General features: G+C 64.7%; 10 protein-coding genes. 5 read left to right on the forward strand and 5 right to left on the reverse strand.

The genetic code is table 11. From position 1 onward, the window contains the following. Positions 1-247 precede the first annotated feature (247 nt). The 5 genes from BLT86_RS20415 to glcD all read right to left on the reverse strand — a co-directional run bounded on the left by BLT86_RS20415 (position 248) and on the right by glcD (position 6,872). On the reverse strand, positions 248-2,425 hold the full coding sequence (locus tag BLT86_RS20415; RefSeq protein ID WP_092379199.1) for a malate synthase G: 2,178 nt from the start codon (positions 2,423-2,425) through the stop codon (positions 248-250). A 189-nt stretch (positions 2,426-2,614) separates the two neighbouring features. Next, on the reverse strand, positions 2,615-3,013 hold the full coding sequence (locus BLT86_RS20420; RefSeq protein WP_092379202.1) for a heme-binding protein: 399 nt from the start codon (positions 3,011-3,013) through the stop codon (positions 2,615-2,617). An 83-nt stretch (positions 3,014-3,096) separates the two neighbouring features. Next, positions 3,097-4,314, reverse strand: coding sequence for a glycolate oxidase subunit GlcF (gene glcF, locus BLT86_RS20425; protein WP_074857084.1), 1,218 nt, complete (start codon positions 4,312-4,314; stop codon positions 3,097-3,099). 3 nt (positions 4,315-4,317) lie between these two features. Continuing rightward, a complete protein-coding gene (glcE, locus tag BLT86_RS20430) occupies positions 4,318-5,373 on the reverse strand; it encodes a glycolate oxidase subunit GlcE (protein ID WP_074857081.1) in 1,056 nt (351 codons plus the stop codon). After that, on the reverse strand, positions 5,373-6,872 hold the full coding sequence (glcD, locus tag BLT86_RS20435; protein WP_092379205.1) for a glycolate oxidase subunit GlcD: 1,500 nt from the start codon (positions 6,870-6,872) through the stop codon (positions 5,373-5,375). Before glcD ends, glcE begins: the two co-directional genes overlap by 1 nt. A 240-nt stretch (positions 6,873-7,112) precedes the next feature. Between glcD and glcC the strand changes: the two genes are divergently transcribed. From glcC to BLT86_RS20455, 5 genes are all read left to right on the forward strand, one after another. Further along, the gene (gene glcC, locus BLT86_RS20440) at positions 7,113-7,886 is read left to right on the forward strand and encodes a transcriptional regulator GlcC (RefSeq protein ID WP_004423071.1); all 774 of its coding nucleotides are present in this window, start codon (positions 7,113-7,115) and stop codon (positions 7,884-7,886) included. A 331-nt stretch (positions 7,887-8,217) separates the two neighbouring features. Continuing rightward, positions 8,218-8,526 carry a type IV pili methyl-accepting chemotaxis transducer N-terminal domain-containing protein gene (locus BLT86_RS26005; protein WP_169713333.1) on the forward strand — a complete coding sequence of 103 codons (309 nt, stop codon included), beginning with the start codon at positions 8,218-8,220 and terminating at the stop codon, positions 8,524-8,526. Beyond that, a complete protein-coding gene (locus BLT86_RS26010) occupies positions 8,523-8,747 on the forward strand; it encodes a hypothetical protein (protein WP_169713332.1) in 225 nt (74 codons plus the stop codon). Before BLT86_RS26005 ends, BLT86_RS26010 begins: the two co-directional genes overlap by 4 nt. A gap of 66 nt (positions 8,748-8,813) precedes the next feature. Further along, positions 8,814-9,785 (forward strand): GGDEF domain-containing protein, encoded by a 972-nt coding sequence (locus tag BLT86_RS20450; RefSeq protein WP_092379208.1) that lies wholly within the window; start codon positions 8,814-8,816, stop codon positions 9,783-9,785. Positions 9,786-10,230: 445 nt separating this feature from the next. Then, the gene (locus BLT86_RS20455; protein WP_092379210.1) at positions 10,231-11,814 is read left to right on the forward strand and encodes an aldehyde dehydrogenase (NADP(+)); all 1,584 of its coding nucleotides are present in this window, start codon (positions 10,231-10,233) and stop codon (positions 11,812-11,814) included. Positions 11,815-12,081: the final 267 nt, after the last annotated feature.

The raw sequence follows: 12,081 nt of genomic DNA on the forward strand, positions 1-12,081 counted from the left end.
CCCGGCGCCACGCATCTGGAAGGGCCGGGCACCACGGCACCGACCTTTCCGTGAGCTGCGACGGCAGCCGCCGCGCTCATGCTCGAAAGCCCCGACGGTCAGAAACCGTCAGGGCTTGCTACTGCTCCGTGAAGGCATCAATAGCCATCCACGGTTGTTAACCCCCTTGTGTAGGAGCCCCGCCCCGGGGCGAAGCTTTTCTCCAGCTTCGCGGCGGGGCGCCGCTCCTACATGATCGGTGAGATGTTCAGACCTCCTCTTTAAAGCGCAAACGCCAGGCATGCAGCAGCGGCTCGGTGTAACCGGACGGTTGCTCGCGGCCCTTGAATACCAGGTCGCTGGCGGCGCGGAAGGCGTGGGATTGCTCGAAGTTCGGTGCCATCGGGCGGTAGGCCGCATCGCCGGCATTCTGTCCGTCGACCACCTGCGCCATGCGCTGCAGCGTCTCACGTACCTGGGCCTCGCTGACCACGCCGTGGTGCAGCCAGTTGGCGATGTGCTGGGCGGAGATGCGCAGGGTGGCGCGGTCTTCCATCAGGCCGACGTTGTGGATGTCCGGCACCTTGGAGCAGCCGACGCCTTGCTCGACCCAGCGCACCACGTAACCGAGGATGCCCTGGCAGTTGTTGTCCAGTTCCTGCTGAATATCGCTGGCGCTCCAGGGGCGTTCGGCACTGACCGGTACGCTGAGCAGGTCATTCAGCAGGCTGTCGCGCTGACTGGCCGGGTCGATCAGCTCCAGCTCGCTCTGCACCGCCTGCACGTCGATCTTGTGGTAGTGCAGGGCGTGCAGCACGGCGGCGGTCGGCGACGGCACCCAGGCGGTGTTGGCGCCGGCTTTCGGGTGGCCGATCTTCTGTTCGAGCATGGCCGCCATCAGGTCCGGCATGGCCCACATGCCTTTGCCGATCTGCGCCTTGCCGCGTAGCCCGCAGGCCAGGCCGACCAGCACGTTGTTGCGCTCGTAGGCCTGGATCCAGGCGCTGGATTTCATATCGCCCTTGCGCAGCATGGCGCCGGCTTCCATGGCGGTGTGCATCTCGTCGCCGGTGCGGTCGAGAAAACCGGTATTGATGAAGGCCACCCGCGCGCTGGCGGCCTCGATGCAGGCTTTGAGGTTGACGCTGGTGCGCCGCTCCTCGTCCATGATGCCCATCTTCAGGGTATTGTTCGGCATGCCCAGCAGCTGTTCGACGCGACCGAACAGCTCGTTGGCGAAGGCCACTTCGAACGGGCCGTGCATCTTCGGCTTGACGATATAGACGCTGCCGGTACGCGAGTTGCCGCGACGCTGCAGGTCGTGCAGGGCGATTAGGCTGGTGACCACCGCATCGAGGATGCCCTCGGGAATCTCATGGCCTTCACCATCGAGGATCGCCGGGTTGCTCATCAGGTGGCCGACGTTGCGCACGAACAGCAGCGAGCGGCCATGCAGGGTCAGTTCGCTGCCATTGGCGGCGGTGTAGGTGCGATCCGGGTTGAGGCGGCGGGTGATGCGCTTGCCGCCTTTTTCCAGTTCCTCGACCAGATCGCCCTTCATCAGGCCCAGCCAGTTGCGGTAGACCACCACCTTGTCGGCGGCGTCGACGGCTGCCACGGAGTCCTCGCAGTCCATGATGGTCGACAGCGCCGCTTCCATCAGCACGTCTTTCACGCCGGCGGCGTCGGTGCTGCCAATGGGGCTGCTGGCGTCGATCTGAATCTCGAAGTGCAAACCGTTGTTTTTCAGCAGCACCGCGCTCGGCGTGGCGGCCTCACCTTGGTAGCCGACGAACTTCTCCGGTTGCGCCAGGGAGGTCTGCGCGCCGCTGCTCAGGGTCACCTGCAACTGGCCGGCGACCACGGCATAGGCACTGGCGTCGGCGTGCGAGCCCTTGGCCAGCGGCGCCGCCTGGTCGAGGAAGGCGCGGGCGAAGGCGATCACCTTGGCGCCGCGTACTTCGTTGTAGCCCGGGCCCTTGCTCGCACCACCCTCTTCGCTGATCGCGTCGGTGCCATACAGGGCGTCGTACAGCGAGCCCCAGCGGGCGTTGGCAGCGTTCAGTGCGTAGCGTGCGTTCATCACCGGCACTACCAGCTGTGGGCCAGCCTGGGTGGCGATTTCGCTGTCGACGTTGGCGGTGCTGGCCTTAACCTGCTCCGGCTGCGGCAGCAGGTAACCGATGGAGCCGAGGAAGGCGCGGTAGGCGGCCATGTCGGTGATCGGGCCGGGGTTGGCGCGATGCCAGTTATCCAGCTCGGTCTGCAGACGGTCACGCTCGGCCAGCAGGGTGCGGTTGCGCGGGGCCAGGTCGTGCACCAGCGCGTCGAAACCGCTCCAGAAGGCCGCAGCCTCGATCCCGCTGCCGGGCAGCACTTCGCTTTCGATGAATTGCTTGAGCTCGGCGGCTACCTGCAGGCGCTGACATTGCACGCGTTCGGTCATTTTTCTGTTCTCCTGTCTGCATCCGGTTGCCTGGGATGCCTATGAATTTCGTCTCGCCTCGATCAGTCCCCTCGCCCCTCTGGGGAGAGGGTTAGGGAGAGGGGAATAGCGGCGTTTCGCGTCGCTTCCAGCCCTCTCCCCCAGCCCCTCTCCCGCAAGCGGGAGAGGGGAGAAAACGATGCGCGCTGCTTACAGCACTGCTATCCCCGCCTTGGCCACCTGCGCATCCTGCTCGGCCTTGACCCCGGACACGCCCACGGCACCCACCACCTGGCCATCCACCAGCACCGGTACGCCACCTTCCAATGAAGTCACCAGCGGTGCGCTGAGGAAAGCGCTGCGACCACCATTAACCATGTCCTCGTAACCCTTGGTCTCGCGGCGGCCGATGGCGGCGCTGCGCGCTTTCTCGGTGGCGATGTAGGCGCCGATCGGCGCGCAGCCGTCGAGGCGTTCCAGGGCCAGCGGGTGACCGCCGTCGTCGACCACGGCGATGGCTACAGCCCAGCCCTGTTGCTGCGCTTCGCTGCGGGCTGCCTGAAGGATCTGGGCGACTTCGTTCTGGCTGAGTACGGCTTTATGTTGCATGGCATACCTCATATACGTGGTTTCATAGCCCGGATGCAATCCGGGATTTGCGGCGTTCGTTGTCCCGAATTGGGCTACGGCGATCAGTGCATGGCCTCTTCGACTATTTCGATCCAGTGCCTTACCGGCGTACGTCCGGCGCCGTCCAGATGGGTCTGGCAACCGATATTGGCGGTGACGATGGCGTCCGGTTTGCCGCTTTCCAGGGCATTGAGCTTGTTGTCGCGCAGCTGGCGTGACAACACCGGCTGGGTCAGCGAATAGGTGCCGGCCGAGCCGCAGCACAGATGGCTGTCCGGCACGGCAGTGAGGCCGAAACCGAGGCGCGTCAGCACGCCTTCAACAGCGCCGCCGAGCTTCTGTGCATGCTGCAGGGTGCAGGGGCAATGGAAGGCCAGGCGCTGCTCGGCGCGTACCTGCAACTGCTCCAGTGGCTCGCTTTGCAGCACCTCGACCAAATCCTTGGCCAGGGCACTGACCCGCGCCGCCTTGCTCGCATAGGCTGGGTCGCTGGCGAGCAGATGGCCGTAGTCCTTGACGAAGGCGCCGCAGCCGCTGGCGGTCTGCACGATGGCTTCGGTGCCGGCCTCGATGGCCGGCCACCAGGCGTCGATGTTCTGCCGGGCGCGTTGCAGGCCGGCCTCCTGAGCGTTGAGGTGATAGTCGACGGCGCCGCAGCAGCCGGCCTCGCGGATTGGCGTGACACTGATGCCTAGGCGATCGAGCACTCGCGCGGTGGCGGCGTTGGTGTTGGGCGACAGCCCCGGCTGCACGCAACCTTCGAGCATCAACACGCGGCGCGTGTGCTGCTGCGTCGGGCGTGGCTTGGCCGGGCGAATTTCGCGTGGCAGCTTGGCCTTGAGCGCGGCCGGCAGCAGCGGGCGCAGGGCCAGGCCAGTCTGGGTCAGCGTCTTGAACAGCGCCGGTCGTGGCACCACGGCGCGCAGGCCCTGACGCAGCAGGCGTTCGTTCAGTGGCCGCGGCACCGCCTGCTCGACCACTTCGCGGCCGATATCCAGCAGGTTGTGGTACTGCACGCCGGACGGGCAGGTGGTCTCGCAGTTGCGGCAGGTCAGACAGCGATCCAGGTGCTCCTGGGTCTTGGCCGTGACTTCGTTGCCTTCGAGCATCTGCTTGATCAGGTAGATACGCCCGCGCGGGCCGTCGAGCTCGTCGCCGAGCAACTGATAGGTCGGGCAGGTGGCATTACAGAAGCCACAGTGCACGCAGGAGCGCAAGATGCGTTCGGCTTCCTCGGCGCGCGGCAGGCGTTTGGCCTGTTCACTCAAATTGGTCTGCACGTCTTATACCTCGGCGTACATGCGGCCAGGGTTGAAAATACCCTGGGGGTCGAGCTGGTTCTTCAGCTGGCGCTGGTAGCGCAGCAGCGGTGCGGCCAGCGGCTGGAAAGGTTGCGCCTGGCCGGCAGCGAAGCAGGTGGCGTGGCCGCCGAGCTTGGCCGTCACGCGCTGGATCAGCTCGCCATCGGCGTCGGTTATCAGCCAGCGTTGCGCGCCGCCCCAGTCGATCATCTGGCGACCGGGCAGGTCGAGCAGACCACTGTTGGCCGGCAGCGACAGGCGCCACAGGGTGCCCTCGCCAGCGAAGAACGGTAGGCGCTGTTCGCGCAGTTCATGCCAGTAGCCGTTGTCGATCTCTTCGCCACCAAGGCGTTGGCGCGCGGCCTGAACCGAGCCTTCGCCACCCTCCAGGCGCAGGTGCAGCGCCGCGCCGTCGTGGCTGGCGGCGCTGATCGGCAGCGGCTGCTGACCCCATTCGGCGAGCTTGTTCAGGGCATGCAGGGCGTCCATTTGCAGGCGCAGGCTGAGTACCTGGCGCGGTTTGGGCAGCACCTTGATCGACACCTCGGCGAGCAGGCCGAGGCAGCCGAAGCTGCCGGCCATCAGGCGCGACAGGTCGTAGCCGGCGACGTTCTTCATCACCTCGCCGCCGAAGCGCAGCAGCTTGCCCTGGCCGGTGATCACGCGAGTGCCGAGCACCTGGTCGCGCACCGAACCGGCCCAGGGCCGGCGCGGGCCGGACAGCCCGGTGGCGACCATGCCGCCCAATGTGGCGCCATCGCCCAGGTGCGGCGGCTCGCAGGGCAGCATCTGGTTGTTGGCTTCCAGCGCTGCCTCGATCTCGCTGAGCGGCGTCCCGGCGCGGGCGGTGAGTACCAGCTCGGTGGGGTCGTAGCTGACGATCCCGCGATGCAGGCGGGTATCCAGCACTTCGCCCGTGGTGACACGACCCAGATGGGCCTTGCTGCCGCTGCCCTGGATGCGCAGCGGGGTGGCACTGTTCAGCGCGTAGTTGACTTGTTCCAGCAACGCGGCGCTGGCATCGAAATCATGCGACATCAGAAGCGCTCCAGTTCCGGGAAGGGCAGTTGGCCGTGGTGCACGTGCATGGCGCCGAACTCGGCGCAGCGGTGCAGGGTGGGGATGTTCTTGCCCGGATTGAGCAGACCGCTGGGGTCGAACGCCGCCTTCACCGCGTGGAACAGGGTGATCTCGTCGCTGTTGAACTGTGCGCACATCTGGTTGATCTTCTCGCGGCCAACGCCGTGCTCGCCGGTGATGCTGCCGCCGACCTTGACGCAGAGTTCGAGGATCTTGCCGCCGATGGCCTCGGCGCGTTCCAGCTCGCCGGGTACGTTGGCATCGAAGAGGATCAGCGGGTGCATGTTGCCGTCGCCGGCGTGGAACACGTTGGCCACGCGCAGGCCGTACTCTTCGGACAGCTCGGCGATGCCGCGCAGTACGCCGGGTAGCTCGCGACGCGGGATGGTGCCGTCCATGCAGTAGTAGTCCGGCGAGATGCGCCCGACCGCGGGGAAGGCGTTCTTGCGCCCGGCCCAGAATTTCACCCGCTCGGCCTCGTCGCGGGCCAGGCGCACTTCGGTGGCGCCGGCCTTTTCCAGCACCTCACGCACGCGCTCGCAGTCGTCGGCCACATCGGCCTCCACGCCGTCCAGCTCGCAGAGCAGAATGGCTTCGGCCTCCACCGGGTAGCCGGCGTGGATGAAGTCTTCGGCGGCACGGATCGCCAGGTTGTCCATCATCTCCAGGCCGCCGGGGATGATACCGGCCGCGATGATGTCACCCACGGCGCGGCCGGCCTTTTCCACCGAGTCGAAGGCCGCCAGCAGCACCTTGGCCACCTGCGGCTTGGGCAGCAGCTTGACCGTCACCTCGGTGACGATGCCAAGCATGCCCTCGGAGCCGGTGAACAGCGCCAGCAGGTCGAAACCCGGTGCATCCAGGGCATCGCTGCCGAGGGTCATGAACTCGCCTTCGACGGTGAGGATGTCGACCTTGAGCAGGTTATGCACGGTCAGGCCGTACTTCAGGCAGTGCACGCCACCGGCATTTTCGGCGACGTTGCCGCCGATGGAGCAGGCGATCTGCGAGGACGGGTCGGGGGCGTAATACAGGTCGAAGGGCGCGGCGGCCTGGGAGATCGCCAGGTTGCGCACGCCGGGCTGCACGCGGGCGAAGCGGCCTTCGCGGTTGATCTCGAGAATCTGGTTGAAGCGCGCCATCACCAGCAGGATGCCCTGCTCCAGCGGCAGTGCGCCGCCGGACAGACCGGTACCGGCGCCGCGCGCCACCACCGGTACGCCACGGGCATGGCAGAGCTTGAGCAACTGCTGCACCTGCTCGATGTGCTCTGGCAGTACCACCAGCATGGGTGTGGTGCGATAGGCGGAGAGGCCATCGCACTCGTAAGGCTTGAGGTCTTCCTGGGTATGCAGGATGTCAAGGTCGGGCAGGCGCTGGCGCAGCTCGGCCAGCAAGGCGGCCTTGTCGACCTTGGGTAGCGCGCCGTCGACGCGCTCGTCGTACAGAATACTCATGGCAGGCTCAATCGTGGACGATGTTGTTATTGGCGGTCATGCTGCAGACCTTGGTCTGCATCTTTAGGCCGTCTGTATTTTTCCGTCCATCTTTGCTTGTGCTGGTATGACCAGTTTCTTTCGTCAGTCTTTCACCGCGATCCAGACAAAAGACTTATGCTTTAAGGCCTGGGCACTGGCTTCGAACGCAAGTGAATGTGCCTGCGAAAACTGGTACGACCAGTTATTGGAGGGCTGAAAATGAATACGAATCAGGGTGCTGCACGACGCCAGGTGAGTGACGTGGTGGCCGAGCGCATCGAGCGGCTGATCGTCGACGGCGTACTCAAGGTGGGCCAGCCACTGCCGTCGGAACGGCGCCTGTGCGAAAAGCTGGGCATCTCCCGTTCTGCGCTGCGCGAAGGCCTCAAGGTGTTGCGCGGTCGCGGCATCATCGACACCGCCCAGGGTCGCGACTCACGGGTGGCCAAGCTCAGTGGCGAGCGCGACGCCAGCCCGCTGATGCATCTGTTCAACTCGCAGCCGCGCACCCTGTATGACCTGCTGGAAGTACGCGGCCTGCTCGAAGGCGAATCGGCGCGCCTGGCGGCGCTGCGTGGCACCGAGGCGGATTTCGTCCTGCTGACCCGACGTTACGAGGAAATGCTCGCCGCCCATGCCCAGGACAGCCCGGTCGACCCGCGCGAACACGCACGCCTCGATCATGCCTTCCACCTGGCCATCTGCGAGGCCTCGCACAATCCGGTGCTGGTGCATACCCTGCAATCGCTGACCGACCTGATGCTCAGCACCGTATTCGCCTCGGTGAACAACCTCTACCACCGCCCGGCGCAGAAGCGGCAGATCGACCGCCAGCATTCACGGCTGTATCACGCGGTAATCGAACGCCTGCCGGAACAGGCGCAGCGCGCCGCTCGCGACCATATCAACAGCATTCGCGACAATCTGCAGGAGATCGAGCAGGAAGAGCAGCGCCTGGTGCGCGCCACCATGCGCCTTGAAGGTTGGGCCTGATAGGGTCGTGCACCGCCCTGACACAGCAATACGGTATGCGACGAGCATGACTGTCCGCACAGAATGATGGCTTTTTAGCAGCTATTGTTGCGCCCCTTGCACAGTAGCCGGGTATTCATCCCTGCCGAAACTGCCCCTCCGCATTCCAATAAAAATCCCGCATTCAAGGGTTTACCCGTCACTGTAGGCGCCGGTCTATGGTGTATTGCCTCGTCCTCGAATTTTGGAGTATCGACGTTTTGAAGAAGTATCTGTCTATTTTTCTGCTCGCCTGTAGCACGCTGGTAAGCATGCCCAGCCTGGCCTGGCGCAGTTGAGCGATTCCTAAGCCATGAACATGGCCGGCCTGCAGCGTTCGCTGAGCCAGCGCATGGTCAAGAATTACCTGATGCTGGGGGCGGATGTGCGTGTCGATGCCGCTCAGCGTCAGTTGCAGGAAACCGTCGAGCACTTCGATGCCAGCCAGAAGGCCCTGGCCGGTTACGCACCCACTGCCGAGATCAAGGCTGCGCTGGCCAAGGTCGACGCCACCTGGGCTGTTCATCGCCAGCAGGTCGAAGCCAAGCCGGAATGCTCTACATGGCCAAGTCCTGGCGTGTGCCTGCGCCGGACCTGGACGCCAAGCTGGACAAAGCCGTGAGCGATTTCGAGACCATCCTCAAGGAGCTGGAGGCCCGCGGCACGCCGAACGAGGAAATCGCCAACACCCAGCGTCGCGCCCGCGCCCACTGGGGCTTTACCCTCAAGGGCATCGACCTGCACAACACCCAGTCCTCCGTGCCCACCGTGAGCGCCGATTCGCTGTTTCGCCAGCTCAACGAGCTGACGCGTCTGTATGCGGGTTTGCAAGCGGACGAGTAAGGATTGCACCACCCTCCACCCGCCTTTGCGCTATAACGAAGCGCAAGGCGGGCAGAGGTGGTGGACATGAGCGCAGCAACTGATCAGGCGGTGTACAAGACCTTGCTGGAGTCCACCAAGGCGATCCCCTGGAAGATCGACTGGAAGACCATGACCTTCGCCTATATCGGCCCGCAGATCGAGAGCCTGCTGGGCTGGTCACAGGCCAGTTGGGTCAGCGCCGAGGACTGGGCGACGCGCATGCACCCGGACGACCGCGAAAAGGTGGTGCAATTCTGCATCTCGCAGTCGCAGAACGGCGTCGATCATGAGGCCGACTACCGCGCGCTGACCGCCGCTGGCGACTACGTGTGGATTCGCGACGTGGTGCATGTGGTGCGCGACGATAACGGCGAGGTAGACGCGCTGATCGGCTTCATGTTCGACATCAGCGAGCGCAAGAAGACCGAGGAACAGCTGCTGACCCTGCAGAAGCAGCTGGAGGAGTACTCCTACAAGGACGGCCTCACCGGTGTGGCCAACCGGCGCATGTTCGACATGGTGCTGGCCACCGAATGGGCCAACGCCCAGCGTAGTCAGCAGCCGTTATCACTGATCCTGCTGGATATCGACCATTTCAAGCAGTACAACGACCATTACGGCCACGTTCAGGGCGATGATTGCCTGAAGAGCGTCGGTCAGGCGCTGAGCCGCGCGGTCAAAAGGCCGCGGGATTTCGTCGGCCGCTTCGGTGGCGAGGAGTTCGTGCTGGTGCTGCCGGAGACCGATGAGGCCGCCGCCCGGCACATTGCCGAACGCTGCCGCCAGCAGGTGCGTCAGCAGCGCATCGCGCACGCGCGCTCCGCCGTGTCGTCGCTGCTCACCATCAGCCTCGGCGTGGGCACCATCGTGCCGGGCGCCCACGACCGTTCGCAGGACTTCCTCAGCGCCGTCGACAAGCTGCTCTACCAGGCCAAGCAACGCGGTCGTGACCGCCTGGAGGTGGCCAGAGCGCCTGCTCGCCCGGGTCTGGACGAAGCCGCAGATGTCCAGGCCTGAGCAATCGTTGACCCGTCTCGGCTGCTGATCGATAGCCCGAGGGCATGTGCCTGAGAGCCTCCGCGCCAGCAGAGCGCATGGCCGCGCAACCACAGCCACTGCATCAATACCGGGGCGCACACCGCGTCGTGATCGTTCAGGCCAGCGTCCGGCTACCGGTTTTTTGCACCATACCGCGCGCATCAAACACACATGGAATTTTCCCATAGCGTCCGTGGGCTTTTGCCCAATCCGCACCATGTCGCTTGGCCGATTTCCTGGTTCAGTCTGCAAGGCATTGCAACTTACTTTGCTTCAAGCGTGCGTATCCGAGGACAAATAGATATGTTGTCACTTATCATACGTCCTACAACTGCGCAGGTGGTTGTGCATCCCGGCTTTGCCGCCGGGCCTCATTCATTGTCCCGATGGCGCCTTGCCCGCCATTTACTGACAGGAGAACGCCATGCTGAGTCTGACTGGCCACAATTACATCGGCGGTGAGCGCCGCGCTGCCGGCACCGTGGAGCACAAAAGCCTCGACGCCAGCAGCGGTGAAGCGCTGCCGTACACTTTCATCCAGGCCACGCCGGAAGAAGTCGACGCGGCCGCCCAGGCTGCTGCCGCCGCTTACCCGACCTACCGCAATCTGTCGGTTGTGCGTCGTGCCGAGTTCCTCGAGGCCATCGCCGACGAAATCGACGCCCTCGGTGATGACTTCGTCGCCCTGGTCTGCCGCGAAACCGCACTGCCGGCTGCCCGTATCCAGGGCGAGCGTAGTCGTACAAGTGGCCAGATGCGTCTGTTCGCCAAGGTGCTGCGTCGTGGTGACTTCTACGGTGCACGGATCGACCGCGCCCTGCCGGATCGCCAGCCGCTGCCGCGCCCGGATCTGCGTCAGTACCAGATCGGCGTCGGTCCGGTCGCCGTGTTCGGTGCCAGCAACTTCCCGCTGGCCTTCTCCACCGCGGGTGGCGATACCGCCTCGGCTCTGGCTGCCGGTTGCCCGGTGGTGTTCAAGGCGCACAGCGGCCACATGGCCACTGCCGAGTGCGTGGCTGACGCAGTGATTCGCGCCGCCGAGAAAACCGGCATGCCCAAGGGCGTGTTCAACATGATCTTCGGCGGTGGCGTCGGCGAGATTCTGGTCAAGCACCCGGCCATCCAGGCTGTCGGCTTCACCGGTTCGCTGAAAGGCGGTCGCGCCCTGTGCGACATGGCCGCTGCCCGTCCGCAGCCGATCCCGGTATTCGCCGAGATGTCCAGCGTCAACCCGGTGATCGTCCTGCCGGGCGCCCTGCAAGCGCGTGGCGTCACCGTGGCCAAGGAGCTGGCGGGTTCCGTAGTGCTGGGCTGCGGCCAGTTCTGTACCAATCCTGGCCTGATCATCGGCATTCGCAGCGCCGAGTTCAGCGAGTTCGTCGCCGGTCTGGCCGATGCCATCGGCGCGCAACCGGCGCAGACCATGCTCAACGCCGGCACCCTGCGCAGCTACGCCAACGGTGTGGCGCAGCTCAAAGGCCATGCAAAAGTCAGCCACCTGGCAGGCAACGAGCAGGCCGGCAACCAGGCGCAGCCGCAGCTATTCAAGGCTGACGTGAGCATGCTGCTCGAAGGCGACCACCTGCTGCAGGAGGAAGTCTTCGGCCCGACCAGCATCGTCGTCGAAGTCGCCGACAGCGCCGAGCTGACCCGCGCGCTGCAAAGCATGCACGGCCAACTGACCGCCACCCTGATCGCCGAGCGTGAAGACCTCAGCGCCTTCCGCGACCTGCTGCCGTTGCTGGAAGTCAAAGCCGGCCGCGTGCTGCTCAATGGTTACCCGACTGGCGTGGAAGTCTGCGACTCCATGGTGCATGGCGGCCCGTACCCGGCGACTTCCGACGCCCGCGGCACTTCGGTCGGCACCCTGGCGATCCACCGTTTCCTGCGTCCGGTGTGCTACCAGAACTACCCGGACGAGGTCCTGCCCGAAGCGCTGCAGAACGCCAACCCGCTGGGCATCCAGCGTCTGGTCGACGGCGTGCACAGCCGTGACGCGTTGAACTGATCCGAGCGCTGTAACGAAAAATGCCGCACCCTTCAAGGTGCGGCATTTTTCGTTCAGGCGATTGGAGTCTTACTTGGCGACTGTCTGGGTTTTCTCCACCGCTAGGATGATCACCATCTCGCCAGACCTTAATCCTCAGGCATCACGCCCCCGCAACATGGCAGGCAATCAACAGTGCTTGGCACGCAAGCAAACGTTCTTTCGTCCTTCTTTTGCTCTAATTCTGTCAGAGCACCTATACACAAGCCCAAGATCAACCCTGAAAGA

The sequence above is a fragment of the Pseudomonas sihuiensis genome, from assembly GCF_900106015.1.
Classification (GTDB): Bacteria; Pseudomonadota; Gammaproteobacteria; order Pseudomonadales; family Pseudomonadaceae; genus Aquipseudomonas; species Aquipseudomonas sihuiensis.

Coding starts and splice junctions, on each gene's coding strand:
- BLT86_RS26005 (WP_169713333.1), top strand. CDS start 8,218: ATGAACATGGCCGGCCTGCAGCGTTCGCTGAGCCAGCGCATGGTCAAG.
- BLT86_RS20455 (WP_092379210.1), top strand. CDS start 10,231: ATGCTGAGTCTGACTGGCCACAATTACATCGGCGGTGAGCGCCGCGCT.
- glcE (WP_074857081.1), bottom strand. CDS start 5,373: ATGTCGCATGATTTCGATGCCAGCGCCGCGTTGCTGGAACAAGTCAAC.
- glcC (WP_004423071.1), top strand. CDS start 7,113: ATGAATACGAATCAGGGTGCTGCACGACGCCAGGTGAGTGACGTGGTG.
- BLT86_RS20415 (WP_092379199.1), bottom strand. CDS start 2,425: ATGACCGAACGCGTGCAATGTCAGCGCCTGCAGGTAGCCGCCGAGCTC.
- BLT86_RS20420 (WP_092379202.1), bottom strand. CDS start 3,013: ATGCAACATAAAGCCGTACTCAGCCAGAACGAAGTCGCCCAGATCCTT.
- BLT86_RS20450 (WP_092379208.1), top strand. CDS start 8,814: ATGAGCGCAGCAACTGATCAGGCGGTGTACAAGACCTTGCTGGAGTCC.
- glcD (WP_092379205.1), bottom strand. CDS start 6,872: ATGAGTATTCTGTACGACGAGCGCGTCGACGGCGCGCTACCCAAGGTC.